Source organism: Emticicia sp. W12TSBA100-4 (assembly GCF_040253585.1).
Classification (GTDB): Bacteria; Bacteroidota; Bacteroidia; order Cytophagales; family Spirosomataceae; genus Emticicia.
The window spans coordinates 44,067-67,827 of sequence record NZ_JBELAU010000017.1 but is presented as its reverse complement, the minus strand read 5'-3'; the positions used below and the strand labels follow the sequence as shown (position 1 = coordinate 67,827).

Below are 23,761 nucleotides of genomic sequence, written 5' to 3'. Positions count from 1 at the left end.
GGCAATTTAAAGAGGGACATAATTTTCGTATTCAATGAGTAGAAAATGTTTTTGTTCCCCTTTAGGGGTTAGGGGTGTTTAGGAGTTTTCTTTTTTCTTTAATAAAATCTTATCAATACGATTTTTGTCCATATCGACAATTTCAAATTCGTAGTCTTCCCATTCAAACTTATCGCCTGTATCAGGGATTTCCTGTAAAATATGCAGAGCAAAACCGCCAAGGGTATCAAAACCAGTATATTCTTTACGATTATTGATGACTACTTCAAACTGATTCAAGAAATCATCGAATGGGAGTGAGGCATCTACCAAGAAACTTCCATCTTCACGCTCAACTACTTCATATTCAAACTCATCATCCATCGAAATATCTCCTACTAAAGCATCCAAAATATCATTGAGTGTAATAATTCCCATCACACTACCGTATTCGTCTAAAATAATTCCCATGTGAATACGTTCTTCACGGAATTTTTCAAGTGCTTGGTAAGCTTGGTTATTTTCAGGAATAAACAATGGTTCTTTGCCGAGGTCATCAAGATGCTGAAGTTCAGTACCTAAATCTTTACCAAGCAAATCTTTGATGTAGAGAAGCCCTGTTATATTATCAATACCATCTTTACAAATCGGATAAACCGAGTGCTTCGTTTCGATGATTTTTGCAATATTCTCTTCTACGGAGTCTTCTAAATCAAGGTAGGTTAAATCACTGCGATTAGTCATCAACGAAGTGATTTTTCTATCGCCCAAATGAAATACATTTTGTACAATTTCTTGTTCGATTTCATCAATTGCTCCGCCTGTTGTACCTTCTTGAATCATTGATTTGATTTCTTCCTCCGTTACCGAGCTGTCGGAAACTTCAATTCCTAAAATCTTGATTATCAAATCACTACATTGAGTTAAAAGCCAAATGAAAGGTGAAGTTATTTTCGACAAGATATTCATCGGAGCAACCATCGTTTTGGCAATCGCTTCTGGGTTCGACATCCCGATTCGTTTCGGAACCAATTCGCCTAAAACTAATTGAATGAAACCGATGATTAACACCACTAAACCAACTGCGATATTATCGGCGTATTTGAGTTCGAGACCAAGACCTGTAAGAAAATCTTGAATACCAATCGTGAGCGTATCGCCCGAAAAAATACCCGTCAAAATACTGATGAGTGTGATACCGATTTGAACCGTAGAAAGAAAGCGATTAGGAGAATTTGCGAGTTCGAGTGCGGCGGCGGCTCGGCGATCGCCGTTTTTGCTTGCTATTTCAAGTTTTGTTTTTCGAGAGGATATTAGGGCAATCTCCGACATGGAGAAAATACCATTAAGAATGACTAAAAAAAGGATTATTAAAATTTCCATTTAAAGTTTAAACCCTCATTTACTGGGGTTTGGATGATTATTAAGATGCAAAATAAAATATTTTAATCAGAAATTACGCAAAAACAATATTATAATTTTTTTATCTCTCTAATTACTTCCAAAAAAATTCCGAACTTTGTCTCTTAATCAATCTTTTTCTGAAAACCTCATGGTTATTTTTATTGACGATAAATTAGTTAGAATAGTAAGCACCAAAAAATTTAAGCATCTGCATGGTAATGATTTTGATACGATGATTGATGCTCGTTTGGAATCTTTGAGTCTGAAAAAATTGCATGGCCATGTCATAATTTTGAATGCTGCCGAAGCTACTGTTGACAAGTTTTTTAAGTTAATTCAGCAATCAAAAGATGTTGTTTATCAGTCAGTTACACTCGTTGTAGAAAATAAACCAGCTATCGAAACCCAGATTAAGAATTTTTATAAAGTCGTAAAAGCGGCGGGTGGGGTTGTTTTCAATGAAGAACAAAAGATTTTGATGATGTATCGACTCGGAAAATGGGATTTGCCCAAAGGAAAACGAGACGATAACGAAAAAGCTAAACAAACCGCCGTACGAGAAGTAGAAGAAGAGTGTGGAATAAAAGTGCAATTGTCCGAAAAACTCTGCACAACGTGGCATACCTATACGATGGGGACTCGAAAGATTTTGAAGCGAACGAAATGGTATAGAATGAATTGCACCGACGAGTCGAAAATGCAGCCACAGACTGAAGAAGGCATTGAAAAACTGGAGTGGATGACCGAAAAAGAGGTGCAAACAGCTTTACTAAATTCTTACAGTTCAATCCGTTATGTGATTGATCAACTCAAAGAAAAACATGAAACTAAAATACAATAAATACGTTTTCGGGCTGCTTTTTTTGTTTGGTTTAGAATCTGAAACTAATGCCCAAAATTCATGTCAGCCGAGTTCGTTTTTATTGAAACCAACCACCCAAAATCGCACGATTGAATGGCAAAAGTTTCCAGAATTTAGTCTGCCTTTTTCAATCGTTTATGGTGGACCTCGCTTTGGCGATTTTCAGAAATTGCCACTCAAGCACGGTTTTAGTCATTTAGCTACTTCTGACGGAAATGATGCCGACTTACCAAGAAATCAGCGTGCCGCTGTTTGGTACGGCACTGGTTATGCGTCAGCCAATCAGCCTTGGGAAACTATTAAAAGTCCTTGGGGGAATAATATTGAATTGTACAAAAATAAGTGGCGAAACGATATGTCGGGTTTTGCAAATGCCTTTTCAACTTCAGCAGGAACAGGCATTGCTGACATTGATTTGTTTGTACCAGATATCGAACTTCAAATAAAATCGAATGATTCGATTTTGCTCCTTAGAAATCACCCAACAACGCCAGTTGCTTTCAGAAGTCTTGATAATCAGTCTTTTATTACACAATACAAAAAAGATATTCAAGCATTATACGGACAAGCATTTGCCGATACCAAGAAATATGCCACCTCAACCACTAAAATTGGCGGTTATTCTGATGCTCCAATTTTGAATACGTACATCAATATTGCAGGAAATTCTTGGCAAAAATGGACTTCAGATGTTTCGTTGCTGAATTATATCAATTATGACTTTTCTAAGAATGCTCTCGGAGGAACTGCATTCGATAATCAAGATTTTTACAGTCCAGCCGCTTATTATTATTACGATTTTCCGAGTCCACTTGCACCTGATTATTTGGCCTATCTCTTATTTCAAATCGAAGTAAATCGAGCTTGGACGAGCAAACCAATTATTCCATTTGTTTGGCTTCGCTATAGTTATACACCACAGTTTGTTAAGAAGTTTATTCGTCCGTTTATGGCTGAGGCGACCGCTATTTTTCCATTTTTTTCGGGAGCAAAAGGTTTGTGGCTTTGGGATGACCCTGGTACTTTTAGTAATAATGAAAACTATGCCACTTACGAGTATTTTATCAATGGTTTATACCGACTTTCGCAATATAAAGAAATGTTTACGGGCAATTATGAGTTGGTGATGCAGACAACCGCCCGGGATTATGTAGATACCCGAAAACCAATTTGGCGAGCCGTTGCTAAAGGAAATGAATTGCTGGTTGCCGCCCATAATCCTTATGCCAAAGACGAAAATGAAGTTGTGACGATAGAAGTAGCCTACAAAAATTACCGACAAAATATCACCCTCAAAGGCTACGAAGTTTTTTTATGTAAGTTTGATATGACCTTGCTCGGAAGCGAACCAACAATTACCAATTTTGAAGTCTCTCCCAACCCAGCTTCTGACCAAATTCAGCTCAAAATTTTTAGCACAAAAGAACAACAAATTCCTGTTGAGATTTTTGATGTAAAAGGTAAAAAAGTGTTGCAAGAAAAAGTGAGTTTATTGCAGGGTGATAATGTTAAGTTTTTGAATATCAATAGTTTATATGCTGGAGCTTATTTTTTGAGAGTTTTGGGTGGGAGTAAGAAGATTGTGGTGGAGTAATTATTTGTGAAAATATTAAAAACTTCTAATAATGAAAAGTGTAATTAAGGTCATTTTATTTATTGTAGTCTTGGCGATTTTTATGGATATAGTTAGCTTACTGCTTTTTAAAAGAACGCCCGAAATCACAACTGATTTAATAGAATTAATAGAAAAAAATAATAAGTTAAAGAATATTTTTGGAGATTTTAGGGGTAGTGAAATTCAATATACCCCAATTAATCAATCTGATGATACTCAGTATCAGTTTGATGCAATAATGAAAGGAAGTAATGGTAAAGTTAAAATTGAAGGAAATACAGTTTTACGAAAAAAATATTTTATCTCAAACTGGATAATAACAAATTACAATGTTATTTCTGACTCCACTTGGACAAATCTTCCATGATTTTGTTCCTTGTTAGGTGGGATGTTCATTGAGTTCGAGTGTGTCAGTTGTTGTTACAACGGCATTAGAGAAAATATCCAATCAAAAATCATGCAAAATAAACTCATCAACGAAACAAGTCCATATTTACTTCAACACGCTCATAACCCTGTTGAGTGGTTTCCGTGGGGAGAAGAAGCTCTGCAAAAAGCCAGAACAGAAGACAAGCCAATTTTGGTAAGTATCGGTTATTCGGCTTGCCATTGGTGCCACGTCATGGAGCGAGAATCTTTCGAGAACGAACAGATTGCTGAAATAATGAACGAGCATTTGGTCTGCATCAAAGTTGACCGTGAAGAACGCCCCGATGTCGATGCGATTTATATGGATGCTCTGCAAGCAATGGGGCTGCGTGGTGGTTGGCCGCTCAATGTTTTTCTGATGCCCGATGCTAAACCATTTTACGGTGGAACGTATTTTCCGCCAAGAAATTGGGCAAATTTGGTCGAAAGTATAAGCAATGCTTTTAAGAATGACCGTGAAAAACTACAAAAATCGGCCGAAGGTTTCACGCAAAATATGCACACCAAAGAGAGCGACAAATATCAAATGGATATTTCGGACGATGGACTGAAGATTTCGGAAGAAGAACTCACCACGATTTTTAATCGCCTCCACAAAGATTTTGATTTCGAGAAAGGCGGTATGAATCGCAGTCCAAAATTCCCGATGCCGAGCATTTGGAAGTTTTTGCTCAGATATTATACCATTACTAAAGACAAACGAGCCTATCAGCACCTCATTCACACACTCGACAGAGTTGCTTTGGGCGGAATTTACGACACAATTGGTGGCGGTTGGACTCGCTACTCAACTGATGAAGATTGGAAAGTGCCGCACTTCGAGAAAATGCTCTATGACAACGGACAATTGGTTTCGCTTTATGCCGAAGCCTACGCTCTCACAAAATCAGAAGGCCGCCCCGACGAATTTTATAAAGCAAAAGTAACCGAAACCATCGAATGGCTCGAACGAGAAATGATGAGCAAAGAAGGTGGTTTTTACTCAGCCTTAGATGCTGATAGTGAAGGCGAAGAAGGAAAGTTTTATATTTGGAAGAAATCAGAAATTGAAGTCATTTTGGGAGAAGATGCCGCTCCATTCTGCGAAACTTTTGAGTTTTCGGAAGACGGAAACTGGGAACACGGCAATAATGTGGTGCATCTCGAAGAGCGTGATTTCATGGAAAGTGGTTTTCCGTTGAGCCAAGAAATCAAACAAAAACTCTTTGATTATCGTGCAAAAAGAATTCGTCCTGGGCTTGATGATAAAATCTTGTGTTCGTGGAATGGCCTGATGCTCAAAGGTTTGGTTGATGCGTATCGTTATCTTGATACACCAAAGTTTTTGGAATTAGCTCTACAAAATGCCCACTTCATCAAAGAAAAAATGAGTATCAAAGTCACAACCGAAGATGGGGCAGAGGGTCGTGGACTTTGGCACAACTATAAAAATGGCAAAGCAAATATTGTGGCATACCTCGAAGATTATTCCAGTGTAATTGATGCTTACACAGCTCTTTATCAGGTTACTTTCGATGAAACGTGGTTAGAAGAAGCCGAACTATTGGCCGACTATACAATTGCTAATTTCTATGATGCAGAAGACGAGTTTTTCTACTTTACTGATAGTCAAGGCGAAGAATTGATTGCTCGAAAAAAAGAAATTTTCGATAATGTGATTCCTGCCTCAAACTCAATGATGGCTACTAACTTGTATAATTTAGGGTTAATTTTAGGCAGAAATGATTTCATCGAAATAAGCAATTTGATGTTGGCAAAAATGAAACGCATCGTTCTGACCGACCCTCAATGGGTAACGCAATGGGCGTGTTTGGCAACCCAACACATAAAACCAACTGCCGAAGTAGCCATTGTTGGTAAGAATCTAAAAGAAATCAGAAAAGAAATTGATGCAGATTTTATGCTCAATAAAGTTTTTGTAGGCACAGAAACTGACTCAAAACTACCACTTTTACAAAATCGAACCGCAAAAAATGGCGAAACAACGATTTATGTATGTTTCGATAAAACTTGCCAATTACCAACAACCGAAGTAACTAAGGCTTTAGAACTAATGCAGTAGAGCAACTGCGTCGGCAGTCCGATTTCTAAATTGCTCAAAAATTTAAATATTTTCAAATAAAAACATCTATCATCAAAATGAAAATCAAACATCTATTACTTATCTTAACCATTATTGTTTTCGGAGCAAATGCTCAAAAAATAAACAAGCTACCAGAATACAAATTATCAAAAAAAGAAATCGAGTCTCATATCCGTTTCATTGCATCGGATGAAATGTTGGGGCGTAGAACGGGCGAAATTACGAATAATGTAGCTGCCCGATACGTAGCCGAAAACTTCCGTTTACAAGGTTTAAAAACACCAAACGGACAAAAAGATTATTTACAACCTGTGCCTTTTGAAATGGTAAAACCAACAAAAAAAGGAGAAGTTTTGGTTGGAACTGACTCATTAAAATGGACAAAAGATTTTATTATGTTGAGCGGAAAAGCCACTAAACTCGAAAATGTTCCTGTAGTTTTTGTTGGCTATGGCTGGGTAGATGATAAGCAAGATGACTACAAAGGTATTGACGTAAAAGGTAAAATTGTAATTGCTCAATTTGGTATTCCAAACAGCGATGACCCGAACGAAAACCTTAGAGGTTCATCTAAAAAAGTAGATTTTGCCGCCAAAAATGGTGCTGCGGCTTTTATCCAGTTATATAATTTGAAATATCCGTGGGCAGCAATCACCAATTATATGGGTGGTGAAAAGCTCAATTTAGCTCCTGAAAATGCACAGAATGCTGATATCCCACATATTTGGGTAAGCAATACGCACTTGAAAAAGTTTGACAGAGAGTCTTTGAAAACCTTGAGTTTGAATGTGAGTGAAGTTTCAAAGAAAACGGTGATGTCGTATAACGTTTTGGGAGTTTTAGAAGGCTCCGACCCAGTTTTGAAAAACGAATATGTAGTACTAACTGCTCACTTCGACCACGTTGGTACTGGCAGAAAAGGTGGTCGAGTAACTGAAAGTGATACAATTTTCAATGGAGCAAGAGATAATGCCTTCGGAACAACTGCCATTTTATCAGCAGTAAAAGCATTCACACAAAAACCAACCAAGCGTTCGATTTTATTCATTGCTTACACAGGCGAAGAAATTGGCCTTCTGGGAAGTAAATATTATGCCGAGCATCCACTCGTGCCGTTGAAACAATGTGTTTATAGCCTCGATTGCGATGGTGCAGGTTATAATGATACAACAAAAGTAACCGTTATTGGGCTTGACCGCACCGATGCTCAACCACAAATCGAAGCAGGAGCAAAGGCTTTTGGATTAACAGCCATCACCGACCCAGCTCCCGAACAAAATCTTTTCGACCGTTCAGATAATGTAAATTTGGCTGCAAAAGGTATTCCATCACCCGATTTTGCCCCAGGTTTTACGGCTTTCGATGCAGAAATCAACAAGTTTTATCATCAAGTATCAGACAGCCCAGAATCAGTCAATTACAATTATTTACTGAAATTCTGTCAAGCTTACGTTTATGCAGCCAGATTGATTGCCGACCGCCCAACGGCTCCTAAATGGAAGGCTGGTGATAAATACGAAAAAGCATTTAATGAGCTATATGGTAAGTAGGACAAGTTTCCAACTTGTCAAGCGTAGAATAAGGAAAAGTAGGATTTTATAATGTCCTACTTTTCTCTAAACTTTTTATAAGCTCTCGCCGCAAAAAATAAAGTAAAACCAAAAGCTAAAACTCCCAAAAACAAATAAACGAAGTTTAGTAAATCTTTCACAACTGCTAAAAGCACAATTGCGACCAAAAACAAGGTAGGAAGCTCATTCAACAATCTAAATTGAAATGAAGTATAAGTGCTTCTATCGGCTTCTTGTTTTTTTATAATTCCTTTACAGTAAATGTGATAGCCCGTCAAAAGCACTAACAAAACTAATTTTGTTTGTAACCACCCTTGTTCCAAAAATGCAGGTGTATTGACCAGCATCAAAATTCCGCAAGTCCATGTAATCATCATGGCAGGGTTACAGATAATTTTATACACTCGCCACTGCATAGCTGTATATTGTTTTTTCCAATCTTCTCGCAATGCCTCTGGTTTATCGGCAGCTTCGGCATGATACACAAACATTCTGACCAAATAAAACAAGCCTGCAAACCAAGATACAAACCCGATAATATGAAGCGATTTTAGATATAAATGAAGCATTTTTTATAATTGAGAATGTAGAATTAAGAATTATGAATGTTTCTTCAACGAAAATTTATATACAGAAACTTTCAATTAATTGATTGCAAAGATAACAATGAAAAGCTCTCGAACGTTTTAAAATAAATATCTACAACAAAATTTATGATAAAACATTTTACAATACTGCTTCTATTTCTATCCATCAATACCTTTGCTCAAAGCCCTAATCCAAAAGCCAAAGAGTTTTACGAAAAAGCCCTAAAGAATATAGCCGAAAGAAAATCAGTTGAAGCGATTGAAAATCTACAAAAAGCCATCGACAAAGATTCTACTTTCGCTGACCCATATTTCAAACTTGGTCAAATCAACGAAGCAGCTCGAAATCAAGAAAATGCTATCAAATTTTACAAAAAAGCCATCGAATTACGCCCGAACGACCCACTTCTTACACAAGGCTACACCTATATTGGCACAAGACTCATAAAAGCAGGTGAATATGCAAAAGCCAAAGAATATTTGAGTTTTTCGGTTAAAAATGTACCGCAAAGCAGTCCAGTTATGAAACAGCTTACTCGCCAATTGGAGCAATGTAAGTTCGGTGAAGAAGCCAAAAGCACTGCTATGACATTCAAAGCCGCCGAAATGGGAGCAACCATAAATTTTAAAAATAAACAATATTTTCCCGTACTGACTGCCGATAACGAAACGATCATTTTCACGGCTCGCTCCGACGATGGAGATGAAAATTTATATGTTTCACAACTGATTAACGGAAACTGGTCTGCTCCCAAAAATATATCTGATAAAATCAATACAACCGCCAACGAAGGCACTTGTAGCATCTCGGCTGATGGACGAACTTTGGTTTTTACGAGCTGCGATGGCAAAAATAGTCTGGGAAGTTGCGATTTGTACATTTCAAAGAAAGTAGGCGAAGAGTGGACCACGCCCGAAAATTTAGGAAGTAGTGTTAATAGTCCATTTTGGGAAGCACAGCCAAGCTTATCTAACGATGGTCGAATCTTGTATTTTTCCTCTGACCGACAAGGAGGATATGGGCGTAAAGATTTGTGGGTAAGTGAATTAAAAGAAAATAATACTTGGACAAAAGCCATAAATCTCGGTGATGTTATTAATACAGCAAGTGATGAAATTTCACCTTTTGTTCACGCCAATGGACACACTTTATTTTTCGCATCGGATGGACATTTGGGCATGGGCGGATTAGATTTATTCATGACCGAATCAAAAATTGGAATATATTCTAAACCCGAAAATTTGGGTTTTCCAATTAATACTCACGAAGATCAAGTGGCTTTATTTATTTCGGCCGATGGGACAAAGGGTTATTATTCTTCCGATGTAAAACCCGATATAAAACTCTTTCAGTTTGATATTCCGAAAAAACTTTCTGATAAATTCAAAAGAGCCAGTTTCGTAAAAGGTATCGTGCAAGATGCGACTACCAAACAAAATCTTTCGGCCGAAATAGAATTAATTGATTTAAAAACTAATAAAGTTGTAGAAAAAACAAATTCTGATGTCGTGACGGGGCAATATACAGCAGTTTTGCCCAATGGTAGTCAGTATGGACTTTTCATCAATAAAAAAGATTATTTTTTCAAAAGCTTAACTTTTAATTTTTCAGAAAAAAATGAAGCCGATGGAAAAATAATTGATATTTTGCTCGACCCAATCAAAAAAGACGTAAAAACGGTATTGAATAATATCTTTTTCGATTCTGGAAAAGCTGAACTACGCCCCGAGTCATTTACCGAACTTGATAAACTGCAACTATTATTAACACAAAACCCGTCTTTGCAGGTAGAGATTTCGGGACATACCGATGATGTAGGAAAAGATACTGAAAATCAGCTACTTTCAGAGAAAAGAGCCTTGTCTGTAGCTGATTACCTTGTAAAAAAAGGTATAAACATACAAAATATTAAGGTTAAAGGCTACGGGAAAACAAAGCCCATCGTCCCGAATACTTCCGAAGAAAACCGTCAAATCAACCGACGAATCGAAATGAGTATTTTGTAAAGTTGGCGTTTAGGTCTTTTTTGCCGAACTTTGCGATATAATTAATTTGTTAGACAATAAATAATTTAGGAATTTTTCTTTCAACAGAAATTTTCATCATTCAATTAAACAAGTCCCCCTTTAGGGGCGGAGGGGTTATATGACACAAGAACAAGTAGATGTTTTAATTTTGGGTTCAGGCCCAGCGGGTTATACAGCAGCAATTTATGCAGCACGTGCAGGACTAAAACCAATGATGTATCAAGGTGGACAACCTGGTGGGCAGTTGACAATCACAACCGATGTTGAAAACTTTCCAGGCTATCCAGAAGGAATTCAAGGTCCTGAAATGATGGAAGATTTTAGAAAACAAGCTGAGCGTTTCGGACTTGATAATCGTTACGGAATGGCAACAAAAGTTGATTTTTCAACACCAAATGCCCATAAAGTAATAATTGATGATACTATCGAGATTACAGCGAAAACTGTCATTATTGCCACAGGAGCTTCGGCAAAATGGCTTGGTTTAGAATCAGAGCAACGTCTCAACGGCTACGGTGTTTCGGCATGTGCAGTGTGTGATGGATTCTTTTTCCGCAAACAAGATGTAGCAATTGTAGGTGCGGGCGATACTGCTTGCGAAGAAGCTCACTACTTATCGAAACTTTGCAATAAAGTATATATGTTGGTGCGTCGTGATGAATTCCGTGCATCGCAAATCATGCAAAACCGTGTAAAAAACACACCAAATATTGAAATATTATTCAATACTGAAACGCTCGAAGTATTGGGAGAAGATGGAGTAACAGGGGCAAGATTGAAAAATACAAAAACCAACGAAGAAAGTACAATTGATGTAACTGGTTTCTTCGTTGCGATTGGCCACCAACCCAATACACAAATTTTCGCAGATTATATCACACTTGATGAAGCAGGCTACATTGAAACCGAAAAAGGAAGTACTCGAACTAATATTGAAGGGGTATTTGCTTGTGGTGATGCTCAAGATAAAATCTATCGTCAGGCGGTTACAGCAGCAGGAAGCGGCTGTATGGCAGCCCTCGACGCTGAGCGATATTTAGCCTCTCAAGGCTTGCATTAATCAGATTTATTACTTAAACTTGTTATTAAATGTGTCCATTCAGTAATTTTTGGCATACTTTTAGTAACAAGTTTGGTGCTGCCTTATAACCAAAACAAAAAAATATGAAAAAGGCTATATTACCAATTATCATTGCATTGGCTTTTTCAAGTGCAACTTTTGCCCAACGTGAGCGAGGGTTAAAATTGAATAAACCAAATATTCCTTCTAAACAGAAAGAATCAAATTCTAAAGACAAAAACTTCAATAAGGACAAAAAAGAAGATGATGAATTTAGTTTTGAGGAAGAACCAAAACTTCGATTTGTCAACGAATTTGAAACACCCAAAGTGGTTGAATCTGCACCTGCAGTCAAAATCGAACCTATCAAAGAACTCAATACTGCGGTCCATGAAGATACTTCAAGTATTGATGAAGGTGAAGTGCAAATTGTTGAAATCGAAGATGAGGCTCAATTCGTAGGAAGTGACGAAATGGTAAAAATTGCCAGTTATTTCTCAGTTTGGGATACTGACTCTGTTGATCCTTATGGTATTGATGCCAAAGAGTTTGATGATGTCGTTCCGATTCAATTATATGATATTTCACAAGGAAGATACTGGGCTGGGCCATTAAGTAAAGGTGTAACCAACTCGCCATTTGGATGGAGATGGAAACGTTGGCATACTGGTCAAGACCTTGATTTAGAAACTGGAGAACCAGTTTATGCTGCATTTGATGGAATCATTAGGGTTGCAAGTACCCGTGGAGCTTATGGAAGATGTGTCGTAATTCGTCATTATAATGGACTCGAAACACTTTATGGACACCTATCAAAAATCAATTTTGAGCCAAACACAATCGTAAAAGCAGGTGATGAAATCGGTAAAGGTGGAAGTACTGGACGTAGCTCGGGGCCTCACCTTCATTTTGAGACCCGTTACGAAGGAAATCCATTTGACCCAAGAAATATTTTCAACTTTAGTCCGAGTCAAATCAATATAGTTTCGCAAGATTTCTTAATGACATCTCGTGTGTATGATTATCTGAGAGGTGGTGCAAGTAAAGGTGATTTCGAGTACGATGAACCAGTTGCAATTAATAGAAAAATGTGGTACAGAGTGCGTTCAGGTGAAAATCTTAGTGAAATTGCAAACAAATTCAATACATCGGTTGCTGAAATTTGCAAACTAAATAAAATACGCTCTTCTTCTCGCTTACGTGTTGGCTATCGGCTACGTGTAAAGTAAGAATTAAAAGAAAATACAATGAAAATCAGCGACGTGAAACTTTTTACGTCGCTTTTTTTTTATATCATAATACAGTTCAACAATATCAAGTAACAAATGAAATTAGATTTAGTTGTGTTGGCCGCTCATCCCGATGATGCAGAAATGTCGTGCGGAGGAACAATTGCCTCAGCCATAGCACAAGGAAAAAAAGTAGGCATCATCGATTTTACCAAAGGCGAACTCGGCACCCGTGGCACTCCTGAAATCAGAGCATCTGAAGCAGCAGCAGCATCAAAAATCCTGAATATATCAGCCAGAGAAAACCTTGGTTTTAGAGATGGTTTCTTCAAAAACGATGAAGAGCATCAACTAAAATTAATAGCTGCTATCCGCCGTTATCAACCAGATATAGTTTTGGCAAATGCTATCGAAGATCGCCACCCAGACCACGGAAAAGGTGCCGCTTTGGCAGTAGATGCTTGTTTTTATTCGGGTTTAAGAATGATTCATACATTCGAGACTGATGGAACCCCTCAAAAAGAATGGCGACCCAAAGCATTGTATCACTACATTCAAGATAGATTTATCAAACCAGACTTGGTTGTTGATATTTCAGATTATTGGGAGGTGAAAGAAGCATCTATCAGAGCTTATAAAAGCCAGTTTCATGACCCGAATAGCACAGAACCTGAATCGTATCTAACAAGTCCTGAATTCTTAGAATTCTTAAAAGCTCGTTCACAGGAAATGGGGCACATGATTGGTGCAAAATTTGGTGAAGGATATACTAAAACAAAGATAATCGGCATTAAAACCCTCTTTGACTTGATATAATAATTTTTAGATTTTAAAATATAAAACCCCAAGCAACAAGAATACTTTGATGTTAAAAGTTGTAGATAAATTACATATTTAGTGCAAAAAATATATATTAAGTGGTATGATTTATCTAAATAGTAATCATTTTAATAAATCTTTGTGTCTTTTATATAATTTTTAGGTTTCATTTATTAAATTTGTACTTTATTTAGAATTTAAAATATTCATTTCGATAATTAAATTACATGAAAAGAGCATTAGTTTGTGGAGCAGGTGGTTTTATTGGCGGCCATTTGGTTAATCGCTTGAAAAGTGAAGGTTATTGGGTAAGAGGTGTAGACTTAAAATATAATGAGTACGGTAACGGAAATGCAGACGAATTTGTAATTGGAGATTTGACAGACCCCGTTATTTGTCATCAAGTAGTTGAAGGTGGTTTTGATGAGGTATATCAATTGGCTGCTGATATGGGTGGTGCAGGATATATTTTTACTGGCGAAAATGATGCAGCCGTAATGCATAATTCGGCACTTTGTAATCTAAATATGTTGCATGCAGCACAACAAGGTGGAGTAAAAAAAATCTTTTATTCTTCATCGGCTTGTATGTATCCTGAATATAACCAACTTGATCCAGAAAACCCAAAATGTTCAGAAGAATCAGCATATCCTGCTGCTCCTGATAGCGAATATGGTTGGGAAAAACTTTTCAGTGAACGTTTGTATCTGACTTATCAACGTAATTTAGGTATCAATGTCAAAATAGCTCGTTTCCATAATATTTTTGGACCACAAGGTACTTGGAGAGGAGGTAAAGAGAAAGCTCCAGCCGCAATTTGCCGTAAGGTAATAGAGGCAGTTGATGGCGGAACTATCGAAATTTGGGGTGATGGAAAACAAACTCGTTCGTTTTTGTATGTTGACGAATGTGTTGAAGGAATCCGCCGTTTGATGGAGTCTGATTTCTCTGGCCCTGTAAATATTGGTTCTGAAGAAATGATTTCAATCAATGATTTTGCTAAATTAATTGCTGAAATTTCTGGTAAAAACATAACCATCAAGAATATCACAGGCCCGGAGGGCGTTCGTGGAAGAAATTCAGATAATGCTTTGATTCAAGAAAAATTGGGTTGGGCACCATCTAACTCACTGAGAGATGGAATCACCAAAACATATCATTGGATTGCTGAACAAGCAATTAAAGAAGTTGAAATGGCTTAATTAATTTCAAGTAAAGATTTAATAAAATTTTCACTACTGTGATTTTTTACAAAAACACTTGCTCTTTCGGGGTAAGTGTTTTTTGTGTTTTGGAAGCTTATAATCGCCTGTTTTATTTCTTCTGGATTGAATCCATCAACAGTTATGCCTAAATTGTATTCACGAGTAAGGTCTCCCACAACTCCAAATTTTGTTGCCAAAACTGGTTTATTATGTCTTGCTGCTAAGCCAATTACACCGCTTGAAGAAAAGAAATTGATATATGCTACCGATACAACATCACTTTGCCCAACGTACGCTTCCATTTCATCATCATCGACAAATCTACTTTCAAACTCAACTTGTAGTTCTGGTCTTATAGTTTTTGCAGTATCTAACGCTTGCATTAATGCAGCTCGATTTGCTTCATGGATTTTTCCTACTACCAAAAGGCAAGTATTTTCTGCATCACCGGCTGTGAGTTGTTGCATTGCTTTTAGTAAATTCACTACATTTTTTTTCTCATCAATAAATCCAAAGGCCAAAAAAATCTTTTTATGAGCAGCAATCTTGTATTTTTCTCTGATAACTAAGCCTTCACGAGTTGGATAATCATATACTGGGTCTGGAAGATAGGTGAAAATTTTCGTTCCCAATGTCTCATTCATATTTTTGATAGTTTCTCTATCATTGAATATAAAAACCTTTTTTAGCTGAGCATTGCGGCACATCCACCAAGTAGTAAAAAGTTTTCTTGCCTTCGTAATAGTCGATTTTTGTTTGGCTCTTAAAGTCGAATCTTGTGGAATTACACGTGGGTATGGATTGAACATTATTCCACTGAGTTGGCACGGAAAACGACTACTTCCAATCGTATGCTGAAACATATCAAGCATCATCATAATTACTCTATTTGCTTGATAATCAGTTGCATAGCGAGTAATGTGTTTCCAAATTATTTGGGTAGACTTGATAATCGTCAAGCCTGAATTAAATGGTGCAAATTCTTCTTCAGTAAAGAAAGTTATTTTCACATTCTTGGCAGTTGTTTTTACTGAGGGAATGTTTTGTGCATCGGGATTGAGTAGAAATATATATTCATCGTTTGATGGATGATTTTCTAAAAATCGGAGGATATTCTGTATATGACCTAAATTATGACCAACTAATCTGACATATATATCACAAATAATAATTCGCATATTTTAAGTTTTTTAGGCTTTTGTTTAAGTTATTTGAAGTTTTACAGCACACTTTTATAGACTTCAAGTGTTTTTTTTGCAGTAATTGTTGGTGAAAAATCTTGCAAACGTTTTCTGCCTTTTTGTATTAATTCTGTTCGTAAATCAGCATTTTCAATGACTTTCTCAATCTGAAAAGCAATATTTTCTTTGTCATCAGGATTAAAATATAGAGCAGCGTCCTGTCCAACTTCTGGAAAGCAAGAGCGGTCGCTTAAGATAACTGGGCAATCACAGGCAAATGCTTCAATGATAGGAATTCCGAAGCCTTCGTATAAAGAAGGATAGACAAATGCTATTGCATTTTTATACAACTGATAAAGCACATCATCACTATCAATTTCATGGTGAAGAATTTGTTTTTCTACTTTTAATCGAATAAATAACTCTTGTTCAGATTGGGTAAATTTGCCATTTCCAGAACAAATTAGATATAAATCATCTTGTTTCTTCAGAATAGGGGCTATTGATTCAATATAAATATCAAAATTTTTGTAATTATATCTACTCCCAACATATAGTAGGTATCTTTTTGGGGTTGAAATTTTAATAGTAGGATTGGGTTGAAAAGTCAAAAAATGAGTAGAATGATAGATTACCTCTACTTTTTCGGGATCAACTCTGAAGATATCCAAAATATCCTGCTTTGTATTTTCTGAAACGGCAATGATTTTTGAGGCTTTATCTAAGATTTTTTTCTTCTGATTTATATCAAATCCATCTAAACCTGCATATTGAGTAGAGAATTTTTCAGGAATTACATCGTGATGAGTGATGACAAAAGGTTTTTTTCCAAGAAAAGCTTGAAAATAATCTTTGAAATAAGTTGGATGAAAAACATCATAATTCTGCCGAGCAATTTGTACTGCACTATTCAGTCGATTGATATGCGAAAAAAGCATATTGGTTTTGGCATAACCCAAGAAAAAACTGAAAGGAGTTACGTGCTTTATCTCACCATTTTTTAGGTAATCATTATTCGAAAATAAGAGAGCTAAATCAACCTCAACACCTTGTTCGTATTTTAGATTATACATCAAGTCGTAGAAATATCTTGCTACTCCGCCATATTTTGAACCTGAAAATGATTGGTGGTCATAAAGAACTTTCATAAAGGAGAAAAAGTAGGACGTATCGGGCTCGAACCGATGACCTTCGCCTTGTCGAGGCGACACTCTAAACCAACTGAGCTAACATCCTGTTTTTGAATAAGTTAGTAGTACATTTTTCAAACAAATCATTTGATATTCAAAACTAATATCAAATATTCTGATACTATTATAACTGTACTGCAAAAATTGTATCACAAAGATATGATTTTTATGCTTTTCTACCAACCATTCTGACGGTTTTAATGATAAACTTTTTTTGATGGCACTCGCATCAGTAATATAAATCCAACAATAAAAAATACTAAAATTGTTAGAACTGAGTTTCGCATATTGCCAGTTAGTTGTCCAACGAAACCAAAAATAAGTGTTCCGAGTGTGATAGCAACTTTTTCTACAATATCATAAAATCCAAAATATGATGCAGTATCAGTTGTATTATCTGGAATTAATTTTGCAAAAGTAGAGCGAGAAAGCGATTGAATTCCGCCCATTACTAAGCCTACTACCGCTGCAATGACATAAAATTCATTTTGAGTAGTGGTGAAATAAGCTGCCAAAGGCATAAATGACCAAATGAATATAAAAACCAAAAGTCCTTTAGTATTTCCGAATTTGCTCGACAACCATGAGGCCAAATATGAGCCAGGAATGGCAATCAGCTGAATAAGCAAAAGTGTAATGATGAGTCCCTGCTTCTCGATGTGCAATTCTTTATCCGCAAAAATTGTAGCTACATAAATAACTGTCATTACACCCATATCATAGAATAAAAACGCCATTAAAAACTTAGTGATGAGTTTATTTTTTCTGACTTCTTTAATAACCTTGATTAATTCTTGAACACCAGTGGTTAGACGGCCTGTTTTAAATGACTTGGGCTCATCTTTCGGCAAATAATAAAACGGAATTTGAGCGAATAAAGCCCACCAAAGTCCAACAGTTAAGAATGAAATTCGAGCTGTGAAACCTGAGTCAGAATCAGCCTGAGTTAAACCAAATAATGTAGGCTGCATAATCATTAATAAGTTGACTATCAGTAGTATAACGCTGCCAATGTAGCCCATCGTAAAGCCTTTTGCACTTAGATTATCAAAACGGTCTTCGGTAGCAATTACGGGGAGAAATGAGTTATAAAAAACAATACTTCCACCCCAACCAACAATCGAAAGCCCGAATGCAATAACGGCAGGGTTTACATTTCCCCTCGTAAAAAAATAAAAATAGGCACAACTGGCTGCTCCGAGATAACAGAAGATTTTCATAAAAAACTTACGACGCCCACTCGAATCGGCCAGTGGTGTAAGAATTGGGTTGAGAATAACGAGTAGGAGTGTAGCAGCTGAAATTGTGTAGGAGTATAAAACCGAATTTTGAATCTGAATTCCAAAGAAATCTACAATATCATTAATGACCTTTCCGTCTGCATCTTTTTCGGAAGTGGTTGCCAGAAAATACATCGGAAAAACAACTGTTGTTATTACGAGGTTATGTACTGAATTCGCCCAATCATACATTGTCCAAGCGTTTAGTACCTTCTTTTTATTTTTTTCAAACATTGTTTTAATAGTAAGTTAGTTTGACGGTTTTAATGTTGAGATAAAAGGTCAGATTGTGTTCTTTCTTTTAGTGCTATAAATTCATTTTCGTAATTTTTGTCAAGTGTTCCCATTGCTCTATCCCAAAAACTAAAGTATAGTCCGTAATTATTTCTGAAATAATGATGGTGCTGATTGTGCATCACCGAGCTATTGAGCCATTTCCAGAACCAATGTTTATGTCCATTTTTCGGAAGCCATTCCCAACCTAAATGTCCATAAACATTATAGGAAGTCATAAAAACAAGGAACGAAAGCATGATGATTGGGTGCAAAGGTAGCACAAAAGCGAAAACGACAAAAATTCCTGCTTCAACAAAGCCTTCGAGTGGCTGAAATGAAAAGGATGTCCATGGACTTGGGTTAGTAGATTGGTGGTGAACTTTATGAAAGTACTTAAATAGTTTCGGGTGATGCATCAGGCGGTGCATCCAATAGAAATAGGTATCGTGAATGAGCAATGTCAGAAAAAACGATAGTATAAAATATCCCCAACCATAGTCAGAAATTTTGTAGTAAGTCAGTGTATAAGGTGAGATTATTGGGTTGAAAAGCAAAACACCAACGATTCCGAAAATGAGAAATGTTATTAACGAATAAAGTATTTCACGCTGATAATCAGTAGTTTTTGGGAATTTTAATTGAATCTTTTTGTAAGAGATTTTATTTTTTAATCCAACGTAATATATCAGAAATGAGATGCCAGCAATGACTAAATAACGCACAAGGCTTGAAGTAAAAATGAAAGTGAAGAGTTGATATAGGTTTTTAGGAAGGAGCATGGCTTATTTAATGGTTTCGATGAATATATTTTTGTTCAAAAGAGCATTTCTTAATTCTTCTGCAAATTCAACGGCGTGATTTCCGTCTCCATGAATACATACTGTATCAGCTTTTAGAGGGATTTCTATACCTTCTGTCGAAATGACACATTGTTTTTTAATCATCATAATTACTTGATTGACAGCGTCTTGTTTACTTTCAATCATTGCATTAGCTTGCGTTCGAGGTGTTAGATTACCATCGTTTTGATAAGTTCGATCGGCAAAAACTTCTGAGGCAGTTTGTAAACCGATTTTTTCTGCCTCGGCTATTAAATAACTTCCTGATAAACCATACAGAATTAAGTCTGGATGGATGGCTTTAGTTGCTCTGGCAATTGATTTTGCTAAATTGGCATCTTTGGCCGCCATATTATACAAGGCACCGTGTGGTTTTACGTGGTGAAGTTTTCCGCCTAATGCTCTAACTGTGCCGAACATTGCACCAATCTGATACACACAAATATCATAAACTTCGAGCGGTGAAAGCTGCATATTGCGGCGACCGAAACCTTGTAAATCAGGAAATGCTGGATGAGCTCCGATGGCAACTTTTTTTTCGAGAGCCAGTTGAGCAGTTTTTCGCATAATACTGGCATCGCCTGCATGAAAACCACAAGCTATGTTAGCCGATGAAATCAGCTCCATTAAAGCAGTGTCATTCCCCATCGGCCAAGCACCGAATGCTTCGCCCATGTCGCAGTTAAGGTCAATTTTTGTGCTTATCATTGAAAAATCTGATGCTTGTTTTTAGTTTTTGAAGTTCGAGTTCTTGTTTTAATAATAAATCTTCAGCTTCTTCAACCGAAACCTTTTTGAACATAAATGTGCTATTCATGTTGCTTTGAGCTAATTTAGGTAAGTCAACCGAAATAACATTTCCAAGTCGGGGGTAGCCTCCACTGGTTTGGTGGTCGGCCATGAGAACAATTATTTGCCCACTTGGTAGAAGTTGAATTGTACCAAAATCTACTGCCGAACTTACCAATTCTTTCTTTGTCTTTACTTCTAATGCTTCCGCATTCATTCTAAAGCCCATTCGGTTGGAATCTTTTGAGGTGTTAAAACCTTGATTTTCAAATGATTTTTTACTTTTTTCGGTCAGTAATTCAAATTCGTTACCCTCGGTGAAACGGATTGTTTTTGAGTGATCAAAGTTGGAAACTTGCCCTATATAGGGTAAAAAATTATTCTCAGACTTCTTAGTTGCCAAATACGCTCGGCTACCAGCAATTAATTTCTTAAATCTAAGAATATTACCAGTTTTTACCAAAATTGTTTTCCAGTTTACAATAGGCTCATTATCAATCGTTGCAGAAAAATCTGCTCCACCGATGATAATTACTGTATCTTCTTCAAACAATATCTCAGGGGCGGGAAAGTGCATTTCCAAAATAGGTTGATTTTCATCATTTTGTAGAGCAATATTTAGTAGTCTTACCGTAAATCTGTCCATTGCTCCGCTGGGATTAACCCCCAAATGTCGAAGACCATTATTTCCCAAATTTTGATATGTCGAAAGTATCCCTTTCTTAATGAATTTCACTTTTGAATCATTATTTTTCCTAAAATTAATAAATTTTTATTTTAATGACGATTCTCTAATAACTAATTGTGTATCAAGTACTATTGTTTCGGGTTCTATCTTATCGGCTTCGAGTTGTTTGAGCAATAACCTGACAGCCTGAGTTCCCATTTCTCTTATAGGTTGACTAATACTCGTTAGCGAAGGTGTGAGGTACATGCAAGTAGGCTCATTATTAAAACTAACCATGGCTACATCTTCTGGAATTCTAAGACCACGTTGTTTGAGTGCATACATAGTTGAAAACGCAATGTTATCACTCATAGTAAGGATGCCATCTGGCGGATTACTAAGGCTCATCATATTACTGGCCTGGATGATTGTATTTTCTTGTGTAAAATCACTGTGACTTACGTATTGTTCTTCATACTGCAACCCACTGCTTGTAATTGCTTCTTTAAAACCATCCAAACGTTGATTACTGATTTCAAGATGCGGCGGCCCAGCCAAGCAAGCTAATCTACGACAACCTTTTTCTATCAAGTGCATAGTAGCCCTAAAAGCTGCTTGTTTATTATCTACAATTACTTTAGAACTTTCAATTTTATCAGTATATCTATCAAATAATACGAGTGGTATTTGTTTTCGGATTAATCGGTTGATGTGGTCATAGTCGAGCGAATCACGAGCCAATGAAATAATAAAACCCTCAACCTGAGAGTTGAGCATATTTTGAATTTGTGCTACTTCTCTTAGATATGACTCGTTGGTCTGACAAACCATTACACTATACCCAGCTTGCATGGCAGCGTCTTCGATACTATTGAGCATGGAAGCGAAAAAATAGTAGCTCAATGCAGGCACAATCACCCCAATTGTTTTTGTACGATTTCCCACTAAATTTTTGGCCAGTTGATTAGGTTGGTAGTCCATTTCCTCGGCCAGTTTCAAAATTGCACCTTTAGTATCTGGGTGAATTTCTGGCATTCCACGCAGAGCCCTTGAAACTGTAGAAACAGAAATGTTAAGGGTTTGTGCAATATCTTTAATTGTCACAGGGTTTCTTCGCTGCATAATGGATAAAATATAATTTTTACAATATATTCTAAGTGACTAATAAGCTTTCAAATGTAAATAAAAAATTTAGCAAACGAAGGTAATATAAATTTATTGAGAGATAGTATAAAAATTAAAATAAATGCAAACGTTTGCGGTTACGTTTGCGGTTACGTTTGCATAAATTAATAAAAACTTATGTCTTTTTTCTACTATTTTTTCTTTGATAATTAATAATTGAGCACTATATTTATAAATATTAATAAAATTTATAAATAAATAGATAATTAAATTGACTTTTATCTACATATAAAAAAATATTTATTTATTGTATTTTTCCAATATCCTTAATTCGTAAACTAATGAGACAAATTAACCTCAAAAAGTATTCTCTTTCTCTATTATTGTTGTTATCAATTGCATCATTTGGACAGTCTAAACTCGATGTGAAAAAAGAATTTGAGTTCGCCGCCAAACAATATGAGGGTATGCTCGCTGCACATCAAGATTTGACAAAATTTCCACAGTCAACACAGCCAGATGGTTCTCCTCGTGATATGAAGTCTGACTGGTGGTGCAGTGGTTTTTTTGGTGGTTCGCTCTGGTATATTTACCAATATAATAATGACCCAAAATGGAAAGATGCTGCTCATAAATGGACGATGGCAGTTGAGAAAGAAAAGTTTAATACCCGCACCCATGATTTGGGTTTTATGCTCTATTGCCCTTTTGGGAATGGTTATCGGCTTACAAAAAATCCTGCTTATAAAGACATAATGCTTACAGGAGCGAAGTCTTTAGCAACGAGATTTAATCCTAAAATCGGTTTGATTAAGTCTTGGGAAAGCTTTAAAGGTGGCTATAAGTACCCTGTTATCATTGATAACATGATGAATCTTGAGTTTTTGTTTTGGGCAGCTAAAGAATCAGGCGATAAAAGCCTCTACAATTTAAGTGTAACGCATGCTGATAATACGATGAAAAATCATTATCGCCCCGATTTCAGTAGCTATCATGTATTGTTATATGGTGAAAATGGTGAAGTTTTGGCAAAGAAAACGCACCAAGGAGCGGCCGACGAGTCGGCTTGGGCAAGAGGCCAAGCATGGGGGCTTTATGGCTACACGGTTATGTATCGTGAAACAAAAGACAAGAAATACCTTGATTTTGCACGAAATATTGCCAATTTCTATCTTAAAAATCCTACACTTCCAGCCGATATGATTCCGTATTGGGATTTTAGTAAACAAGGCGAAGAACGTGATGCTTCGGCTGGAGCAATTTGTGCCTCAGCATTATTAGAACTAAGTACTTATGGTGGTAAAGATGCTAAAACTTACTACAACTCGGCCGTGAAAATGCTTGAAACATTATCTACACCTGCATTCAAAGCTGAACTCGGCAAAAATAATCATTTTATATTGATGCACAGTACGGGCCATAAACCCGGAAATTCGGAGATTGATGTGCCACTTGTTTACGCGGATTATTATTATTTGGAAGGTCTTTTGAGATATGAGGCTTTGCGAACAAAGAAGAAATTGTTCTAATATTCATTAAATCC

20 protein-coding genes and 1 tRNA gene are annotated in these 23,761 nt (G+C 36.6%); 11 read left to right on the top strand and 10 right to left on the bottom strand.

Annotated features, from left to right (window positions below):
• Nucleotides 1-78: 78 nt before the first annotated feature.
• Nucleotides 79-1,362 carry a hemolysin family protein gene (locus tag ABR854_RS22405; protein WP_350268086.1) on the bottom strand — a complete coding sequence of 428 codons (1,284 nt, stop codon included), beginning with the start codon at nucleotides 1,360-1,362 and terminating at the stop codon, nucleotides 79-81.
• 169 nt (nucleotides 1,363-1,531) lie between these two features.
• On the opposite strand from ABR854_RS22405, the gene ABR854_RS22400 reads away from it, so the two are divergent.
• The 5 genes from ABR854_RS22400 (at nucleotide 1,532) to ABR854_RS22380 (ending at nucleotide 7,922) form a co-directional block, all read left to right on the top strand.
• Nucleotides 1,532-2,224 carry an NUDIX hydrolase gene (locus tag ABR854_RS22400; RefSeq protein ID WP_350268085.1) on the top strand — a complete coding sequence of 231 codons (693 nt, stop codon included), beginning with the start codon at nucleotides 1,532-1,534 and terminating at the stop codon, nucleotides 2,222-2,224.
• On the top strand, nucleotides 2,205-3,839 hold the full coding sequence (locus ABR854_RS22395) for a T9SS type A sorting domain-containing protein (protein ID WP_350268084.1): 1,635 nt from the start codon (nucleotides 2,205-2,207) through the stop codon (nucleotides 3,837-3,839). The genes ABR854_RS22400 and ABR854_RS22395 overlap by 20 nt, the downstream gene beginning before the upstream one ends.
• Before the next feature lie 31 nt (nucleotides 3,840-3,870).
• Complete coding sequence (locus ABR854_RS22390) at nucleotides 3,871-4,227, top strand: hypothetical protein (RefSeq protein WP_350268083.1); 357 nt, start codon at nucleotides 3,871-3,873, stop codon at nucleotides 4,225-4,227.
• Between the two features lie 90 nt (nucleotides 4,228-4,317).
• Nucleotides 4,318-6,351: a thioredoxin domain-containing protein gene (locus ABR854_RS22385; protein ID WP_350268082.1), complete on the top strand. Its 2,034-nt coding sequence runs from the start codon at nucleotides 4,318-4,320 to the stop codon at nucleotides 6,349-6,351.
• Nucleotides 6,352-6,428: 77 nt separating this feature from the next.
• The gene (locus tag ABR854_RS22380; RefSeq protein WP_350268081.1) at nucleotides 6,429-7,922 is read left to right on the top strand and encodes a M28 family peptidase; all 1,494 of its coding nucleotides are present in this window, start codon (nucleotides 6,429-6,431) and stop codon (nucleotides 7,920-7,922) included.
• A 56-nt stretch (nucleotides 7,923-7,978) separates the two neighbouring features.
• On the opposite strand, the gene hemJ is transcribed toward ABR854_RS22380, so the two are convergent.
• The gene (gene hemJ, locus ABR854_RS22375; RefSeq protein ID WP_350268080.1) at nucleotides 7,979-8,512 is read right to left on the bottom strand and encodes a protoporphyrinogen oxidase HemJ; all 534 of its coding nucleotides are present in this window, start codon (nucleotides 8,510-8,512) and stop codon (nucleotides 7,979-7,981) included.
• Between the two features lie 144 nt (nucleotides 8,513-8,656).
• Here hemJ and ABR854_RS22370 point away from each other — a divergent pair, with 144 nt between their 5' ends.
• The 5 genes from ABR854_RS22370 to ABR854_RS22350 all read left to right on the top strand — a co-directional run bounded on the left by ABR854_RS22370 (nucleotide 8,657) and on the right by ABR854_RS22350 (nucleotide 14,868).
• Nucleotides 8,657-10,537 carry an OmpA family protein gene (locus tag ABR854_RS22370; RefSeq protein WP_350268079.1) on the top strand — a complete coding sequence of 627 codons (1,881 nt, stop codon included), beginning with the start codon at nucleotides 8,657-8,659 and terminating at the stop codon, nucleotides 10,535-10,537.
• A 139-nt stretch (nucleotides 10,538-10,676) separates the two neighbouring features.
• A complete protein-coding gene (trxB, locus tag ABR854_RS22365) occupies nucleotides 10,677-11,618 on the top strand; it encodes a thioredoxin-disulfide reductase (protein ID WP_064197294.1) in 942 nt (313 codons plus the stop codon).
• 104 nt (nucleotides 11,619-11,722) lie between these two features.
• Nucleotides 11,723-12,847, top strand: coding sequence for a peptidoglycan DD-metalloendopeptidase family protein (locus ABR854_RS22360; RefSeq protein ID WP_350268078.1), 1,125 nt, complete (start codon nucleotides 11,723-11,725; stop codon nucleotides 12,845-12,847).
• A 96-nt stretch (nucleotides 12,848-12,943) separates the two neighbouring features.
• On the top strand, nucleotides 12,944-13,663 hold the full coding sequence (gene bshB1 / locus ABR854_RS22355; protein WP_350268077.1) for a bacillithiol biosynthesis deacetylase BshB1: 720 nt from the start codon (nucleotides 12,944-12,946) through the stop codon (nucleotides 13,661-13,663).
• A gap of 230 nt (nucleotides 13,664-13,893) precedes the next feature.
• On the top strand, nucleotides 13,894-14,868 hold the full coding sequence (locus ABR854_RS22350; protein WP_350268076.1) for an NAD-dependent epimerase/dehydratase family protein: 975 nt from the start codon (nucleotides 13,894-13,896) through the stop codon (nucleotides 14,866-14,868).
• Here ABR854_RS22350 and ABR854_RS22345 read toward each other — a convergent pair.
• The 8 genes from ABR854_RS22345 to ABR854_RS22310 form a co-directional block, all read right to left on the bottom strand.
• On the bottom strand, nucleotides 14,865-16,049 hold the full coding sequence (locus tag ABR854_RS22345) for a glycosyltransferase (RefSeq protein WP_350268075.1): 1,185 nt from the start codon (nucleotides 16,047-16,049) through the stop codon (nucleotides 14,865-14,867). The two genes, ABR854_RS22350 and ABR854_RS22345, sit on opposite strands and share 4 nt — an antisense overlap.
• Nucleotides 16,050-16,090: 41 nt before the next feature.
• A complete protein-coding gene (locus ABR854_RS22340) occupies nucleotides 16,091-17,200 on the bottom strand; it encodes a glycosyltransferase family 4 protein (RefSeq protein ID WP_350268074.1) in 1,110 nt (369 codons plus the stop codon).
• Between the two features lie 13 nt (nucleotides 17,201-17,213).
• Nucleotides 17,214-17,288: transfer RNA gene (locus tag ABR854_RS22335), tRNA-Val, on the bottom strand.
• Between the two features lie 151 nt (nucleotides 17,289-17,439).
• Entirely contained in the window at nucleotides 17,440-18,756 is a 1,317-nt protein-coding gene (locus ABR854_RS22330; protein ID WP_350268073.1) for an MFS transporter, read from the bottom strand.
• Between the two features lie 29 nt (nucleotides 18,757-18,785).
• Complete coding sequence (locus ABR854_RS22325) at nucleotides 18,786-19,577, bottom strand: sterol desaturase family protein (RefSeq protein ID WP_350268072.1); 792 nt, start codon at nucleotides 19,575-19,577, stop codon at nucleotides 18,786-18,788.
• Between the two features lie 3 nt (nucleotides 19,578-19,580).
• On the bottom strand, nucleotides 19,581-20,345 hold the full coding sequence (locus ABR854_RS22320; RefSeq protein WP_350268071.1) for a LamB/YcsF family protein: 765 nt from the start codon (nucleotides 20,343-20,345) through the stop codon (nucleotides 19,581-19,583).
• Nucleotides 20,326-21,162, bottom strand: coding sequence for a 5-oxoprolinase subunit C family protein (locus ABR854_RS22315; RefSeq protein ID WP_350268070.1), 837 nt, complete (start codon nucleotides 21,160-21,162; stop codon nucleotides 20,326-20,328). Before ABR854_RS22315 ends, ABR854_RS22320 begins: the two co-directional genes overlap by 20 nt.
• Before the next feature lie 36 nt (nucleotides 21,163-21,198).
• Entirely contained in the window at nucleotides 21,199-22,215 is a 1,017-nt protein-coding gene (locus tag ABR854_RS22310) for a LacI family DNA-binding transcriptional regulator (protein ID WP_502881225.1), read from the bottom strand.
• Between the two features lie 344 nt (nucleotides 22,216-22,559).
• On the opposite strand from ABR854_RS22310, the gene ABR854_RS22305 reads away from it, so the two are divergent.
• The gene (locus ABR854_RS22305) at nucleotides 22,560-23,747 is read left to right on the top strand and encodes a glycoside hydrolase family 88 protein (protein WP_350268069.1); all 1,188 of its coding nucleotides are present in this window, start codon (nucleotides 22,560-22,562) and stop codon (nucleotides 23,745-23,747) included.
• Nucleotides 23,748-23,761 lie beyond the last annotated feature (14 nt).